This window comes from Pantoea sp. 22096, assembly GCF_052045955.1.
In the GTDB taxonomy this organism is placed as follows: Bacteria; Pseudomonadota; Gammaproteobacteria; order Enterobacterales; family Enterobacteriaceae; genus Pantoea; species Pantoea alfalfae.
In genome coordinates this window covers 460,055-476,428 of sequence record NZ_JBQEPW010000001.1, presented here as the reverse complement: position 1 = coordinate 476,428, position 16,374 = coordinate 460,055, and the positions used below count along the sequence as shown (strand labels likewise).

The 16,374-nt window shown below is 52.5% G+C and carries 13 protein-coding genes; 2 read left to right on the top strand and 11 right to left on the bottom strand.

Annotated elements, in window-relative coordinates:
- Window positions 1-57: 57 nt before the first annotated feature.
- The 8 genes from ACTJKZ_RS02055 to wbaP form a co-directional block, all read right to left on the bottom strand.
- Window positions 58-975, bottom strand: a complete 918-nt coding sequence (locus tag ACTJKZ_RS02055) for a glycosyltransferase family 2 protein (RefSeq protein WP_253419287.1) — start codon at window positions 973-975, stop codon at window positions 58-60.
- 74 nt (window positions 976-1,049) lie between these two features.
- Window positions 1,050-2,228 carry an acyltransferase family protein gene (locus ACTJKZ_RS02050; protein ID WP_161732292.1) on the bottom strand — a complete coding sequence of 393 codons (1,179 nt, stop codon included), beginning with the start codon at window positions 2,226-2,228 and terminating at the stop codon, window positions 1,050-1,052.
- Window positions 2,229-2,262: 34 nt separating this feature from the next.
- The gene (locus ACTJKZ_RS02045; protein ID WP_161732290.1) at window positions 2,263-2,967 is read right to left on the bottom strand and encodes an SGNH/GDSL hydrolase family protein; all 705 of its coding nucleotides are present in this window, start codon (window positions 2,965-2,967) and stop codon (window positions 2,263-2,265) included.
- Between the two features lie 14 nt (window positions 2,968-2,981).
- On the bottom strand, window positions 2,982-4,121 hold the full coding sequence (locus tag ACTJKZ_RS02040) for an EpsG family protein (RefSeq protein WP_161732288.1): 1,140 nt from the start codon (window positions 4,119-4,121) through the stop codon (window positions 2,982-2,984).
- A 275-nt stretch (window positions 4,122-4,396) separates the two neighbouring features.
- Complete coding sequence (gene wzc, locus ACTJKZ_RS02035) at window positions 4,397-6,574, bottom strand: tyrosine-protein kinase Wzc (RefSeq protein WP_161732286.1); 2,178 nt, start codon at window positions 6,572-6,574, stop codon at window positions 4,397-4,399.
- A 12-nt stretch (window positions 6,575-6,586) separates the two neighbouring features.
- Entirely contained in the window at window positions 6,587-7,021 is a 435-nt protein-coding gene (locus ACTJKZ_RS02030) for an arsenate reductase/protein-tyrosine-phosphatase family protein (protein WP_013358465.1), read from the bottom strand.
- A 9-nt stretch (window positions 7,022-7,030) separates the two neighbouring features.
- Window positions 7,031-8,170, bottom strand: a complete 1,140-nt coding sequence (locus tag ACTJKZ_RS02025) for a polysaccharide export protein (protein WP_033733244.1) — start codon at window positions 8,168-8,170, stop codon at window positions 7,031-7,033.
- A gap of 294 nt (window positions 8,171-8,464) precedes the next feature.
- Window positions 8,465-9,898 carry an undecaprenyl-phosphate galactose phosphotransferase WbaP gene (wbaP, locus tag ACTJKZ_RS02020; RefSeq protein WP_222925241.1) on the bottom strand — a complete coding sequence of 478 codons (1,434 nt, stop codon included), beginning with the start codon at window positions 9,896-9,898 and terminating at the stop codon, window positions 8,465-8,467.
- Between the two features lie 796 nt (window positions 9,899-10,694).
- Here wbaP and ACTJKZ_RS02015 point away from each other — a divergent pair.
- Window positions 10,695-12,266: a TerC family protein gene (locus tag ACTJKZ_RS02015; protein ID WP_161732282.1), complete on the top strand. Its 1,572-nt coding sequence runs from the start codon at window positions 10,695-10,697 to the stop codon at window positions 12,264-12,266.
- A 30-nt stretch (window positions 12,267-12,296) separates the two neighbouring features.
- On the opposite strand, the gene asmA is transcribed toward ACTJKZ_RS02015, so the two are convergent.
- The 3 genes from asmA to udk form a co-directional block, all read right to left on the bottom strand.
- Window positions 12,297-14,120 (bottom strand): outer membrane assembly protein AsmA, encoded by a 1,824-nt coding sequence (asmA, locus tag ACTJKZ_RS02010; protein WP_440829141.1) that lies wholly within the window; start codon window positions 14,118-14,120, stop codon window positions 12,297-12,299.
- A 12-nt stretch (window positions 14,121-14,132) separates the two neighbouring features.
- Window positions 14,133-14,714, bottom strand: coding sequence for a dCTP deaminase (gene dcd / locus ACTJKZ_RS02005; RefSeq protein ID WP_004571280.1), 582 nt, complete (start codon window positions 14,712-14,714; stop codon window positions 14,133-14,135).
- A gap of 81 nt (window positions 14,715-14,795) precedes the next feature.
- Window positions 14,796-15,437 carry a uridine kinase gene (gene udk / locus ACTJKZ_RS02000; RefSeq protein WP_004571279.1) on the bottom strand — a complete coding sequence of 214 codons (642 nt, stop codon included), beginning with the start codon at window positions 15,435-15,437 and terminating at the stop codon, window positions 14,796-14,798.
- A 284-nt stretch (window positions 15,438-15,721) separates the two neighbouring features.
- On the opposite strand from udk, the gene ACTJKZ_RS01995 reads away from it, so the two are divergent.
- Entirely contained in the window at window positions 15,722-16,336 is a 615-nt protein-coding gene (locus ACTJKZ_RS01995) for a phosphatase PAP2 family protein (RefSeq protein ID WP_222925238.1), read from the top strand.
- Window positions 16,337-16,374 lie beyond the last annotated feature (38 nt).

The window sequence follows — 16,374 nt, the reverse complement described above, 5'->3', positions numbered from 1 at the left end:
ATTAAACGAAAAGAGAGGTGCTCCTGGCGTCAGGAGCAGAACGAGGCGCGGCGTGCGTCAGGAGTGTGCTTTCTCACCGCCGAAACGTGCTTTGACCTTGTCTTTAACCCGGTTCATAAAATAAGCACGGTTGTCTTTATTGGTGAGGAAGAAGTAACGCGCAAAGCTCAGGCTCGCCATCAGCGACTTGCCATCCATTTTGTAGCGCAGCGGCAGCTTAAAGGCTTTGTAGGTGTGGATATCACGCGGGGTAAGATGCGGCTTCATGCTATCAAGCCAGAACATCGAGTAGTTCACCGATTCGCCTTTGTGTTTCGAGCCAAATTTCGTGACCAGGTGGTAGTTCGCCAGCGGTGCGGCGATCATGACAAAGTCATAGCCCATGCGGTCGGCACGAATGCAGAAATCATAATCCTGATGACGGATGTAACGGGTATCGAACTGAATCTTCGCCGCGTCTTCGCGCTTCAGCACAATCGTGCTGGTCTGGATAAAGCCGTAACAGCCGAACAGATATTCCGCAACGGTTTCATTTTTACCCGGTGGCTGCATCGGCATCACTTTCAGGAAGGTCCCATCCTGGTAGATATTCACCTGGCTGAAAATGACGACGTTCTTTTTGCCCTGGGCTTCCAGCTGCGCAATTTTTTCGTTCACCTGCTGCAGTTTGTCCGCGGCCCACTCATCATCGGCGTCAAGGAAGCTGACATAATCACCGGTCGCCAGCTCTATACCTTTATTACGCGCACCGGCTCCGTTGAGCTTAACCTCAGAGAGCACAAGATTGATGTCGAGATCCTGGTAGCGTTCGCTGCGAACCACCTCCGCCAGCGCGGCGGCATCCGCCGATTTATCATCCACGATGATGACTTCAAAATTGCGATACGTCTGCGCCTTAACGCAATCCAGCGTAGTTACAATCGATTCTGACGCATTGTAAGCGGGGATCACGATAGAGAAGCGAATGTCCTTCATTGCCAGCACCTCATTAAAAACATTTACAATTCAAATATATAACGTTTGGACGTGGCAGGGTAACCGGTGATGTCCTAAATTGTTGCCGAAGCGTTGGCCGCCTCTTTTTTCTTCTGACTGCTGGTGATAAAGGGCTTCTCAACGCAGAGATAGGTCAGTCTGGCAACATAGAAGGAGGCCACAAAGAACAGCGTGGAAAGCAAGGTGTAGAAGACAAAGTTATGCTGAATCAATGATTCTGGAATCATCTTGATGAAATAGAGCACGATGCCGTGGATCAGATAGAGGCTGTAGCTGACCTCACCGACCGACATCAGAGTTTTACTTTCCAGCAGGCCGAACAGCGAATTGCCGCTGCTGATAATGAAAAACACCACGGCCAGCAGGCAGAGGAAAATCAGGTAGTAGAACGTACTACTGGTAAAGAACAGCGCGATAACGGCCAGAGCAATGGCCATTGCCGCCGCCAGACCTGAAGAGCGGAAAGCCATAAAGCGGTCGCGGTAATGCCATGCCAGATACCCGGTTGCAAAGCCCAGCACCGGACGGGGATCGGTATAGGCGGTGCCCCAGAGACGCAGCGCGATAGCGACGGCCAGAATTCCGCCAATCGATCCCATGATCAGCAGCATCTTAAAGCGGCCACCGGTGGCACGATTCAGCAGGTAGATGAACGGAATTGACAGATAGAGCAGCCATTCCAGTCGCAGCGTCCACTCGACACCCGCGTTGATATTAGCCGTCGGAATTGAACCGATATGGTAATTGCCGATAAACAGGAACCAGCGCAGCCCGTCCACCAGCATTGCGCCGCTCGCCACCACATCCCCACTGAACCAGCCAATGACCACGATCAGCAGTGCAGAGAACCAGAACATCGGCACAATGCGTCGCACGCGTGACTTCAGCAATTTGCGTGTCAGTTCAGCGGTGGTCAGCTTGTCGTTGTCCAGCCAGCGATAGAACAGAAAAGCTGAGATCATGAAAAACAGGGCGACACCGAATTTACCGGAGTTGGCAAAAAAGTTTCCCTGCGACACCCATGCAAAATAGTCTTTATCAAAGATCCACTCATGGTCGAGTGAATAGACGTAATGCGCAAAGTGTGAAAAGGCGACGATGCTGGCCAGCAGCGCACGCAATCCCGAGATACTTTTAATACCGCTGCCGTTATAAACGCCGCGATGGAATGAAAATAACCGTAATACCATCAGTGCCATGACTAATGACAGCACCATCATGAGTACGTACATACCGCCCTGCTCCTTCTGTTTTTAAATAACTTAATTAGTGAGTCGATTTAAAAACGGCATCAAAATCGTGGCTCAGCAGCGCGAACGTCTGCTGCGCTTTTAACTGATAAAGATCTTTCGTCGGGTGAATACAGTCAGGAGACATCTGACTGTTCCACGTTTTCTGCTGCTTAATCAGTTCATACTGTCTTACTACCGGGACCTGCTGTTCGCGGGCCACCGCATTTATCTGATAGACATAAGGCCAGACATTCCATTGCTCTGCACGGCCACACAGCGGATTAGGCTGCTGCAGCACCACCTGTTTGCCATGCGCTTTCGCCGTTTTCACCAAGTCCGTCAGGATACGGTTAAAATCCTGCGGGCTTTCTGCGCCATGAGAGTGGTTTTTACCTGAAAAGACGCGCGCATCATTGATGCCATAGTTGATGAGAATGATGCTGGCATCGGATTGCGCCATACGCTGTTCCCAGCTCTCTTTCGCGTTAATCAGTTCTGAAACCTGTGCGCCTGGCGAACCATGATTCTCAATACGGATGTCCGGGCCATATTTTTCCTGCAGCATCTGCTGCAGATAAGTCATTTCATTCTCTTTGCTGATGACATTACGTCCGCCAGAAGAGGTCACACCGGCGGTCGTCGAGTCGCCATAGGCTGCGATAACAACCGCAGCCGGAGCATCGGCTGCCTGCACCATTAACGGCGCAGCAATCACTAACAGGGGGAGGAATCGAATCATTTTCAGCTCTCGTCTTAGTGAACTAACTTGAATTCACGCGCCACTTCATACCCCACAACCGCCTGTTTAAGCGAGATGGTGTTGTAGTAGAGGTAGTACATCTGGAAGAAGACAAACATCGCAAACATCGCGGGCTTCCAGGCTCTCTTAGACTGGTAGATCAACAGCGTCAGCACTATTGGCTCTACCTGCAGCAGGTAGTTTGAGAGACGAGCGCCCGATGAGTAGTTGTAGAAAAAGATCCTGATAGCCCCCCCGATTGCGAAGGTAATAATCAGCAGGTAATTCAGTCGCCAGACATCATAATTGTCACGCTTCAGGCGGTTCGACAGCATGAAGTAGACAAAAATAAAGACCAGCGCCACGTTTTTCAGGTTCGAAACCGAGAAAACACTGCCGGTACTGGCTGTCGCTGCGTTGTCATTGTTGTAGCCAGCGGCCCTCTCCCCTAATCCCCCCAGATGGCCGGCAATGGCTGTAACGAAGCCCATCCCACCCACTTTCGAAGCCGGAATACTCAACACAATAATCGCAATCGGGAACCAGCGACGTTCACGCAGGAACAGGAAGGGGATCAGCGTGACCACCATGACCGCAGTATTGTGGCTGATAAATGAGAGAACAAAGAAGCCAAACGCCAGCCAGTAACGCTTCAGATAAAGCGTCCAGATTACTCCCAGGAAAAAGGCCGAGCTCAGACCAAAACGGATCTGGTTAACATCTTTGTTAATAAAGATATGGGCCGAATAGAGCGCCAGTGCCAGCACCGGATAAGGTGACATCTTTTTAAAGAAGATGGCGTTCGTCCCCACCGCGAGGATCGAGAAGACAAACAGAAAGGCGCTGGCATTATGGGAAACCAGGCTGGTCAGCCAGGCAATGGCAAAGATCAGCGGTTCATAGCGGAAAAATGCTACGGTATTGAAGAAGCCGTTGACCTCGATGCGCCGGACGAAATCTTCAAAGAAGCTGCGGTACTGATAATCATCCATGCCCGTGCCAAGTCCGCGGATACCGCCGAACACAATCAGCGTCACGGTCGCGATGCAGAGCAGATAAGTCAGAATATGGGAGGTGCGTTCGTCTTTTTTTAGCAATATTTCAAACAGCGAAAGCAGCAGTAAAAAGCCTGATACATACCAATATGGAGCCATGGTGTGATTCCTTAATTCCACAAGTTCTCATGCCAGCAATAATCACGCTTCGCCTTCCCGGCTTGCTTTTCCGGGTCTGATAGCACGGTCACAAGTTGCGTGCAGGCGATGCCATGCTGGTGATGAATTCTGTTGAGTGACGCTCGCCATGCGATTTATAGAGGTATCGCTTTCGTGGGTTTGGACAGAATAACCTGTGTAAATTGATGCGTGTCGTCATTCAAAGGGACGATAAAAAGGGGCGGTCAGACCGCCCCCTGTTTATTACTCAATGATCAGCTTTTTTCGGGCTTGCTGTAGTCATAGGCATAGTAGTCATAACCATGGCCATATGAATTAGCAGCTTTACGCACCACGGCGTTGAGGATCACACCTTTAATCTCAATACCGTTCTGGGCAAAGCGCTTGAAGCTGACGTCCACTTCTTTGGTGGTGTTGGCTTCGAAACGTGCCACCATCAGTGAGGTGCCGGCCAGCTTACCGATAATGGAGGCATCGGTGACGGCCAGGATGGGTGGCGTATCGATTAACACCAGGTCGTAGTTCTTGCTCGCCCATTCCAGCAGCTCACCCATGCGACGATGCATCAGCAGCTCAGACGGGTTTGGCGGAACCTGACCACGTGGCAGGAAGTCGAAACCGTACACGCCCTGCTGAATCAGCGCCGGACTGAACTCAGTTTTGCCAGACAGCACGTTTGACAGGCCAGATTTGTTATCCGCGCCCAGCAGTTCGTGGGTATAACCACGACGCATGTCGCCATCGATAAACAGAACACGCTGACCTGCTTTCGCGACCAGAGTCGCCAGGTTGGCACAGATAAAGGTTTTACCGATACCCGGGCTGGCACCGGTGATCATCAGGATGTTGTTTTTCGCTTCCATCATGGCGAAGTGCAGGCTGGTACGCAGACTACGAATCGCTTCAATGGAGAGGTCAGTCGGATTACCCAATGCCAGCAGCGTTTCGTGCGGATCGGTTTTCACCTTGCTGCCACGGCGCGCCAGTGCTTCGGTATCCTTCTTACGCTGCCAGTCAGACAGTGGAACGCTGGCATAGACATTCATACCCAGCTCTTCCAGCTGATCCGGATTCTCAATGCCGTGATGCAGCAGTGCTTTGAGCAGAACCAGACCTACTGATACGAACAGACCCAGAATCAGGCTCGCAGCAATGATCAGCAGCTTCTTCGGTGCAACCGGTGAGTTAGCGGTCTGCGCGCTGTCAATGATGCGGACATCACCCACGGTGCTCGCCTTGCTAATGCCCAGCTCCTGCTGACGGTTCAGCAACTGCATGTAGATCTCCTGACCAGACTGAACGTCACGGGTCAGACGCAGGATTTCCTGCTGAGTCTGTGGCATGCCAGAAATTTTCTTGTTCAGCTGAGCCTGCTCACCTTCCAGCGTTTTGCGTTTTTCCAGCAGCGCGCGGTAAGTCGGGTGATCTTTGGTGAACAGCTGGGAGACTTCTGCTTCACGGAAGGTCAGTTCGTTCAACTGACTCTGCACGCTGACAGAGGAGTCCAGGGCAGATTTCGCTTCCAGTGACAGGTCAACAGATTCGTTCTGACGACGGAAGGTATTCAGCTTGTTCTCTGCTTCATCCAGCTTGCTGCGAACGGCAGGCAGCTGCGTGCGTAAGAACTCCAGGCTTTTCTCGGCCTGCTCTGACTTGCGTTCAACGTTCTGTAACAGATAGTTGTTCACAATCTGGTTCAGCACTTTGCTGATCTGCTCCGGATCTTCACCCAGATACTCCAGACCCAGTACGCCGGTATCTTTACCTTTGTCTGCCACGGTCAGGTTAGAGAGCACAGAACGGATCGCCTGCAGGTCATTCAGCTTGGTCACGGTGAAGCTGGTGCCTTCATCGGCATGAATCTCGCTTACCAGCATGCTGATGTCGCCGTGCGACTCCAGCTGGCCGACTTTACCTTTGAACAGCTCATCGCCATCTTTAGAGACGGTGTAGCTATCCGGACCGGTCACTTCCAGTTCAACGTTACGTTTGTCGATAGTGCGTGGGATTTCCAGACGCGAAATCGCGATACTGGCGGGTTTGTTGCCCATCAGGCGCGACAGACCCTTGCCGATGACCGGTAAGTAGTTCTGCTCAACCACGGTATCCAGACCCAGATCGTCAACGGTTTTGCCGATGACCATACGGGATTCCAGAATCTCGATTTCCGTATCAGAGGCAGGTGTCGGTGGCAGAATGCTGTCAATCTCGTTCAGAACGGTGCTGGCATTCTTCTGCTCAACCTGAACTAATGCATCAGCGCTATAAATCGGTGTCGCAAACAGTGTGTAGAGTGTTCCCGCCAGCATGAAAAATGCAGTAACGGCAACAATGATCCAGCGATGGTCAATGAGCTGTCCCACAAGATGTGCCAGATCCCATCCATTCGACTCCTCGCCCGGCGCGGTTCTGACCTTATTTTTTATATTCATGGATAATCCCAACTATCGGCTTAATACGTTGACCCATTTCTGGGTAGCGTTTTCCAGTAATCCGTAAATCTCTTCAAAGGCCTCACGGCTTTTTCGGTACGGATCCGCAATTTCTTTCTGATTGAGCCAGTGCCCAAGCAACATGGTTTTGCCACGTGCGGCGGGGTCGATGCGATTCACCTGTTCAATATGTCGCTTCTCCATGACCAGAATCAGGTCAGTGTTGCGGCACATTTCGGCTGTTAACTGTTGTGCCTGATGGCCTTCCAGCGACAGACCCTGCGCTTCGGCAACAGAGGATGCCATTTTGTCGGCCGGGTGGCCGACAAGCGCCCCCAGGCCGGCAGAGCGAACATCTAAATCGGGCAGCGCACGTTTAAACAGGCGCTCTCCGGTCGGAGAGCGGCAGATGTTGCCAACGCAAACGACTAACACGGACGTAATCATGGTCAGACCTTAGTTCGACCAGTTGCGGATACGCAGTGCGCTCTCGCTCACATCGTTGATACCCGCAATGGTTGGCAGTAATTGCGAGATCACACGGTTCCAGCGCGTCAGCGGCGTTGAGGTGACATACACGATGTCATATGGCTGAAGCTGGAATTCCGTTCCCATCACCATGGATGCCGCATCTTTGGTGTTCAACTGATAGATGTTGGCAATCTTATTGCGATCGGTGCCGCGCAGTGGACGGATAACGAAGACGCCGGTAGCGTCAGAGGTGGTTTGATCCATCCCGGCCGCGTTGCCCAGTGCTTCCGCCAGCGTCATGCCGCTACGGTCCATTTTCAGGGTCGCCTGCTGCTTCACTTCACCCATCACGAAGATTTTCAGATCATCGTTACGCGGAACGTAAAGGATATCGCCCGGATAGAGGAGGTGGTTCTGACTCAGGTCGCCATTCTGCATCAGTGCCTGCAGAGAGACGCGCTGTTCACGACCGTTGTGCGTCAGCACGACGTTACGCCAGTCAGCATCAGGGGCCAGGCCGCCAGCAGCGTTAATCGCGTCCAGAATCGTCAATGGCACGTTAGTGATCGGCTGCTGACCTGAAGTCGTGACCGAACCGGTGACATAGGTTTTCTGTGATTTGAACGAGGCGATGCTCACATCAACCTGTGGGCTTTCAATGTACTGTGCCAGGCGGCGTGCTACTTCGTTACGCACTTCGCCAACAGTACGGCCCGCTACACGCACACGGCCAATGTAAGGATAGAAGATAGTGCCGTCAGAATGTACCCAGTTGCCGGTGTCGCTGGCGCTACGGTACTGGCCCGCAGGTGTCGTCAGTTCCGGGTGATCCCAGACCGTCACGGTCAGGACATCGCCCACACCGATACGGTATTCATAGTTCTGAATTTCGTTCTGCAGTGAAGGGTTCGCCTGAGCCACCAGAGGCTTAGGACGCATTTTCTCAACCAGTGAAGGCGTTAACGGGAAGACGTTGACATATTTATCGATGTCAAAGTTGCTATCCTGTTGCTCAATAACATCTTTTCCTGATGTAGAAAGACGAGAACCGGGTTCGACAGTACACCCGACAAGGAATGTGGCAGATACCAGCAAGGGTATCAATTTCATTTTGATTGTAATCATTTAGATCTTCGCTATCAGTTATTTATTGATAGAGGCGAAACCGCCGCTGTGTAAGCGTCCAACAAAAAGTAAATCCTGGCTGACTTAAGCCTTAAGCTCTGAACCTGTCGTTCATTATCCTTGCTCCACTTGTTATAAGTAGTGGCCATCAACCAGGGTGTACCCGAAACGCCTTGCATCATAGCGGACTATAGATGCACTGCGATATCCCTGATGATGGCCGCTATTAACGACACGCCTGACAACGGCATAACACCTCGGAGCGCGCGTGAGCACGCTCATTCCGACTCACGATTAATAGGCACCGTCGCGTTTCAACACCACGCCCACTGTTTTAAACAGAATGGCGATGTCATTCCACAGTGACCAGTTTTTCACGTACCACGAGTCGAAATAGACGCGGGTTTCATAGTCAACATCATTACGACCGCTGACCTGCCACAATCCCGTCATGCCTGGTTTAGCCATCAGGTAATAATCAACATCACCAGCATAACGACAGAGTTCATCTTCAATGACCGGACGAGGCCCGACCAGACTCATATCACCGCGCACCACGTTCCAGAGCTGAGGCAACTCATCGAGGCTTGTTTTACGGATGAAGTGGCCCACTTTAGTAATACGTGGATCATTTTTGAGTTTGAAATCTTTATCCCATTCCGCACGCGCAATCGGATCAGTACGAAGCACTTCTTCCAGCACTTCTTTTGAATTAATCACCATTGAACGGAATTTCAGACATTTGAATTTACGGCCATTCATGCCGACACGTTCGTGACCATAAATCGGTGGTCCGCCATCACGGCCAACCAGGAAGCCCAGGACCAGCAGTGCCGGCATCAGCATCAGAATAATCGACAGCGCACCGACGATATCAAAGGCTCGCTTCAGGAAACGCGAAGTGCGTTTTGCCAGGTTATTCTGAACCCGCAGGATCATCACTTCGTGGCTGAAGATATAGGCCATATCAGTACCGTAAAGCGGTACACCGCGTAGCGTCGGGATGACAGAAACTGAACGACAGTTGTGCATCGCCAGCGATTTCAGCCACACATCGCGATACTGACTCTGCTCATATTCTACTGCCACGATAAACTGGGTTTCGCTGTTAGTCAGGCTCCACAGCTCCTGCTCGTCGCGCAGAACCGGTACGCCGTTCATGATCTCCTGAGGACAGGTTCCGTCAACGTCATAGAAGGCGATGACGTCAAATCCCATGACCTCTTCACTTTGCAGCGCCTGCCAGGCTTCGTGCGCATTTTTGCTGCTGCCGATAATAATGGTCTGTTTTTTCCACAAGCCATTTTTATTCAGCAGACGCTTAGCCAGCGCGCGACAGGTCGGAATTAAAATCAGCGCCAGAATCCAGGTCAGTAACCAGACGAAACGCGACATCTGCCACTGTGACAGCGCGGTAATCGACAGGTCGATAACAGAAAATATAAGAATGGTACGAAAAACTTCTTTTAATTCGAACCAGAAAGGTTTGCGGTAAGTGTAGTGACGCAGCCTTACCCAGAACCAGCCAATACAAATTACCGACAGGCAAATGTGTGTGGCAATTTTTAAATTCATTTCTTTTTCAGAAATATCTGCCAGCGGCGAACCTGACTGAGCATTAATTAGCATCATCGCCACAAATAACGCTGCGTTGAAACAAATTAAATCTGAACATGCCAGCATTAATTTGGTAATAAGACTTTTAAACGTAAATTCAGTATCGCGCATATTTAACTCTTTATTTTATTTCCTTAAACCCGCAACGGCTATCGCCTGTTTAATCGTTAAGCGATGAAACCTTTCCAGACTGAGCCGTTTCTAAGGGGAGCTCCTGCGGCGTTTACGCCAGTGATCTTAACCATGACACCAATAATATTGTGATGAATACCAACAGATTACTCTGACTTTACGCACCGCCAGCACTGCTCATTTTATCAACGAAAAACGCGATTCAGGCACGCTACCGCCCTTGGCTGTCGCTGCCAATATCGCTGTCATCATTCATATTGCTCCCCGTAATGCGTTTACGTTACCGCAGCGCATCATACAGACGTTTTTTAGCGAATAACTCATTCGTCACATTTCGATTAATGTCGAATAGGCACGCAAATTACGACTCTGGGACAGAGTTTGCTAACTTGTTGCTATACTAGTTATTACTGGCTTGTTTACAAGCAGGTCCCGCCATCCCTGGACTATTTTAGGAAAAAGACTACCAGCAATTAGTATTGATGCCTGACAGGCAGTGCAATCCTTTCTGTACAATTCGGATTAATGCCATACTCCCGGTGAGATAAATCTCATAAGCCCGGCAGGTGAATATCACTTTCCCGTGACAAAATGACTCAGAATAGTCTTCTCTACACCCTGTGAATTTAATCAAAGCGTCACACTGTTATGTTCATATTTTGCACGATATATAGCGCTGTGCTGGTTATCCCTCCCTGCCCTGCCATTTGTACGCGGCTTCGCACTCCACTATCATCAGAGAAAACCCAATTTAAGACATTCAGGTGAACAACACATGCTGGAGGTAATTGCAGATCCCTCGCTTTGGGCGGGATTAGTAACGCTAATCGTTCTGGAACTGGTTTTAGGCATCGACAATCTGATCTTCATTGCCATCCTGGTTGAGAAGCTTCCCGGCCCCCTTCGCGACCGCGCGCGCGTAATCGGACTGCTGCTGGCATTAGTGTGCCGCTTATTGCTGCTGGCTTCGCTTTCCTGGCTGGTTACGCTGAAAGAACCCTGGGTTACGCTGGCCGGTCACCCCTTTAGTGCGCGCGACTTACTGCTGTTGTCCGGCGGGATTTTCCTGTTATTTAAAGCCACAACAGAGCTGAACGCGCGCCTTGAAGGCCATGATGACGATGCTGGTCAACAAAAAGGCGGCGCTAAATTCTGGCCGGTGGTGGCGCAAATTGTGGTGCTGGATGCCATCTTTTCGCTGGATGCGGTAATTACCGCCGTCGGCATGGTGAATGAATTGCCGGTCATGATGATTGCGGTCACCATCGCCATTCTGCTGATGCTGCTCGCCAGCAAGCCGCTGACCCGCTTTGTGAATAACCATCCTACGATTGTCATCCTCTGCTTAAGCTTCCTGCTGATGATTGGCTTCAGCCTGGTGGCGGAGGGCTTTGGCTTTGTCATTCCCAAAGGCTATCTCTATGCGGCTATCGGCTTCTCGGTAATCATTGAGGCACTCAACCAGCTGGCCCACTTTAACCGTCGGCGTGTGCTGTCGGCGGGTCGCCCGTTGCGCCAGCGCACGGCGGAAGCGGTGTTACGGATGCTGCGCGGTGCAGCGGAACCGGCGGAACTGGATGCAAAAACCTCGTCGCTGATTGCTGACAGCGACGCCAGCATGCTGTTCAACCGCCAGGAGCGGGTGATGATTGCCCGGGTGCTGGGCATGGGTCAGCGCCACGTTAACAGCATCATGACCTCACGCCATGATGTCGAACATATCGATCTCAGTGATGACCCGGCAGAGATCATGTCACGCCTCGACCGCAACCAGCACACACGCATTCTGATAACGGACAATTCCAGCGAACCGCTGGGCGTGGTGCATGTCATCGATTTGCTGCACCAGTCGCTGCACCATAATTCACTCGATCTGCGCGCCCTGATTCGGCAGCCGCTGGTCTTTCCTGAACGTCTGACGCTGCTGCAGGCGCTGGAACAGTTCCGGCAGGCCCATACTCACTTTGCTTTTGTGGTGGATGAGTTTGGTTCAGTGGAGGGCGTGGTGACCCTGAGTGATGTGATGGAAACCATCGCGGGCAATCTGCCGAATGAGGCGGGAGAGATTGATGCCCGCTACGATATTCAGATTCAGGGAGAGGGACACTGGATTGCCAACGGCCACATGCCGCTGGAAGACCTGGCGCTCTATGTGAAATTGCCGCTGGACGAGCAGCGTGATTATCATACGCTGGCAGGATTACTGATGGATAAGCTGCAACATATCCCTCAGGAAGGGGAAGTGTTGCAGCTGGGGGATTATCTGCTGCGAACCCTGCAGGTGGAAAATCATCGGGTTCAGAAAGTCGACATTCTGCTGCAGCCCGATAGCGATTACGAGGTGTAAGCATTCACCCGGTTTGACAGCATGCGCCCGCTATGGGCGCATGATTTTCTTCAGGTTCTCTTTGTTCTCGCCCTCTTTCTGACGATCGATCCACTGATTCAGTCGTGACTTCGCTTCACTCTGAAGACGGTCACGCAGCACGGCATCCACCGGCAGAGAATATTGCAGGCTGTTCCAGTCACCATACATACGCAGCGGAACCGGCTGACTGGAGAGCGTCTTCACCAGCGCCTCGTCGCCATGCCAGCCGCTGATTTTCAGCCCCAGGGTGAGGTCCAGCTGTTGCTGCACTATGTCGACTTTACCCGCGCCCTGCAGACCCAGATTCTGACCATTGCCATTGATATCGCTGAAGCTGAGAACGCCTTTATTCAGCGCGACCTGACCACTGATCGACTCAATGCCTTCATCGGCGGCTTCCTGACTGCTGACTTTATCACTGACCCGTGCCACGGCACGCTGCACCATCTGCTGCAGATTAAGCTGTGCCAGCTTCAGGTTACTGGCGCTGATGGTCGCCCTGCCCTGCCAGCGTCGTTTTGCCGCCTCAACCGTCAGCGTATTACCCCACAGCTCGCCATCAAGGCTCAGATTTCCCTGCAGGCTTTCCGGCAGGTCAAACGCTTTAAGCAGTGGCTGAATGGCAATCAACCGGAGTTGCGGTTTCAGGCTGGCCTGCGTTTCCGGCTGACGAATATCGATGCTGCCGGGAACCGAGAAACTGCCATTGCCCAGTTTGCCGCTAAGCGTGTTCAGTGTCATCAGTCCCTGCTGGTTGCTGGCGTTTACCGCCAGTCCGGTCAGGGAGAGGCCGCGCCATATCACACTATCCGCCTGTAATTTCAGCGCCAGGTTCAGGTCATTCAGCGGAGAGTCGGCATTGCTGCGCTCCCGTGGGGCAGCAATCACCGGGGAACGAGCCACAGTGGCATGCTGCACGCCAGATGTTTCAGAGACCGGCGTGCTGGTGAGCAAATTATCAAGATTCAGCGTGCTGGCTTTCAGATCCAGCGCCAGCTGCTGTGGCGGAGTAATCTGTCCGTTGCCCTGCCCGGTCAGTGTACTGTCGTTGGCGGTGAGCTGCAGATTGCTGAAGGAGAACTGCTGGCGGTCACCATTCCATTCGCCCTGCAGGCTCAGAGAGCCTTTGATTCCCTGAACCGGAATATCGGCACCGGAGAGGGTGTAATCAAGCTGCTGCAACTGGCCGCTGAGACGATGGGGATATTGTGCGGCATCAAGCTGACCTTTGAGATTCAGGGTCGCGTTGCGCTGATTGCGCATCAGACTGGTGCTCAGCGACAGGGTCGCCAGCTTATTCGCGTCCTGTTCCATATTAATATTGAGGTCGCGAAAATTATATTCGTCGCCGCCCGGCTGCTGCCAGATAAGCAGACTGTCGGCTACCTGCAGCTTAGCAATATCAAATGACCAGCCGCTGGACGCCGCGGCTGGCTCCGCATCGCGCGGCCCCTGCGGCGCATTTTTAGCACGCTGCGCACTGCTCTCTGGCGTGACCCGCACGATCGCATTTTTCAGCAGTACCTGACTGACGCTGAGCTGATGGGATAAGAGTGGCCAGAGATCGACATCAAGCCGCATGTTTTCTGCCGAAACCAGCGGCTGGCTGGCACCCGGCGCGGTGAGACTCATCCGGCCTGCCAGGATACTGAGCTGAGGCCAGACATGCCAGCGCAGATCGCTGCTGACTTCAAGGCGATAACCACTGCGTTGTTCGACCTGTTGCACCATATAGGCACGAAAGTCGTTGGGATTGACCAGCAGCACCAGCGCGCTCATTCCCGTTACGACCACCACTAACAGGATGGCCAGCGTGGTTATCACTCTTTTCATTACATCCTCAAATCAGTCTTTATCGATACGGCTGGCATCAGCGCCCTGCTGACCGCGATATTTCGCATCTTCACGTCGGTTGTAGGGACGCGCAGCCGGGCCTGAAAGCGGTTCAAAACTTAGCGCGCCAATTAACATACCGGGACGCAGCGCCAGCGGCAGTTTACCTGAATTGTAGAACTCCAGCACGATACGGCCCTGCCAGCCTGGATCAATGCGGTGAGCCGTCACATGAACCATCAGTCCAAGACGCGCCAGCGAGGAGCGGCCATCCAGCCAGCCGACCAGATCGTCGGGCAGCGTCACGGACTCCAGCGTCACCGCCAGCGCCAGTTCACCCGGATGAAGGAAAAAGGCTTCGCCATCAGGCAGCACGATCTCATCGCTCATTACCCGGTCCAGTGCCGCGCTCACTTCCTGTTTCGGGCCGCTCAGATCGATAAAGGCCGCGGTATGACCGCTGAAGGTACGGAACTGATTACCCAGACGCACATCGACCGTGGCACCATTAATGCGCTCGACCGGCGGGCGCGGCTCAATGGCCAGTTTGCCATTGTCCAGCCAGGCTTCGATATCGCGATCGCATAATCTCATTGCGGTAACTCCATGACATAAGTGTAGCAAACCGGCATGCGTGGCTGCCGCCGGTCTGCACCACGTCCGGACGGACGTGCGTTATTCAAAAAACTGGTTGATTTTCGCCTTGAGGATATCGATGGCGATACGGTTTTTTCCGCCGCGCGGCACAATAATATCGGCGTACTGTTTTGATGGCTCGATAAACTGCAGGAACATCGGACGCACGGTCTTCTGATACTGACTCATTACCGAATCCATTGAACGGCCACGCTCATTGACGTCACGTTTCATGCGGCGCATCAGACAGATGTCGAGCGGCGTGTCCACGAAGATAGAGAAGTTGAGTTCCTGGCGCAGACGGGCATCGGTTAACAGCAGAATACCTTCAAGGATAATGACCTTTTTGGCCTTCAGGTGTTGCGTTTGCTGGGTGCGGGTGTGTTCAACATAGCTGTAAACCGGCAGCTCAATATCCTGACCGGCTTTCACCGCCTGCAGATGCTGCAACAGCAAATCATGATCCATCGCACTCGGATGGTCATAATTGGTTTTAACCCTCTCTTCCATGGTGAGGTGACTTTGATCTTTGTAATAAGCATCTTCCGGGATAACCCCGATGTGCTCGTCACCTACCTGATCACGGATTTCACGATAGAGCGTGCTGGCAATTAAACTTTTACCGGATGCGGAAGCGCCGGCAATGCCTACAATCACGCACTGATGAGACTTGTCAGTCATACTTTTTTGAGACCTGATAACTGGAGCCTGCCACTGGTCACACATTACGCGGGCAGTGGACGGGCCGAAATGGAGAGGGTGTGTTCGCGCTAAGTATAGGGATTTCGGCCTTTTGATGCCACAAAAATGGCGTCGGCGACTTTTCAGACTTTCTCCTTTGGACGCCACTCATTTCACCGATAAACTAACGTCACACCATACTATAAATAAAATGGCCTGTGCGGCACGCTGTTCTGACGACGCGTGTCGCAAACGTTCCGACCGAATGATGCATCAGGAGTGGTATGCACTGGAAGACTTTGACCTATTTTGGCGACAGCATGCTGTTGATTCCGACAGCGGTGATTATTGCGCTGATTTTGCCGTGGAAGAGTGACAATCGTCTTACGGTCTTTTACTGGATTGTGGCCTTTGGCCTGGCTGGGCTGACTGTCAGCCTCTCGAAAATCCTGTTTCTGGGATTTGGCATTGGCAGCGCCCGCTTTAATTTCACTGGTTTCAGCGGTCACAGCGCCATGTCCGCCACGCTGTGGCCGGTCATGTTATGGCTGATTTCCGGGCGCTGGAAAGCCCTGTGGCGCATTACGGCGATAGGCGTCGGTTACCTGATCCCCCTGATGGTCGGTTTCTCCCGCCTGGTGATCCACGCCCACTCTAAAAGTGAGGTCGCTACCGGTCTGCTGCTGGGCTTTACGCTGAGCACCGCGTTTCTGATTTCGCAGCGCCGTACCTCATTAAAAGGCTTCAGCTGGCCGCAGGTGGGTGCCGCGCTGTTAGTGCCGTTTGTATTGATGGGTCACGGTCGCGTCGCGACGACGCAGCAGTTTCTGGAGCGCTTCTCTGCCAGCCTCGCGGGCCTGGAAAAACCCTATACCCGCGCCGATCTTTTCCGCCAGTAATCAACACGCTGGCAATCAATTATACCGTGCCCGTCAAT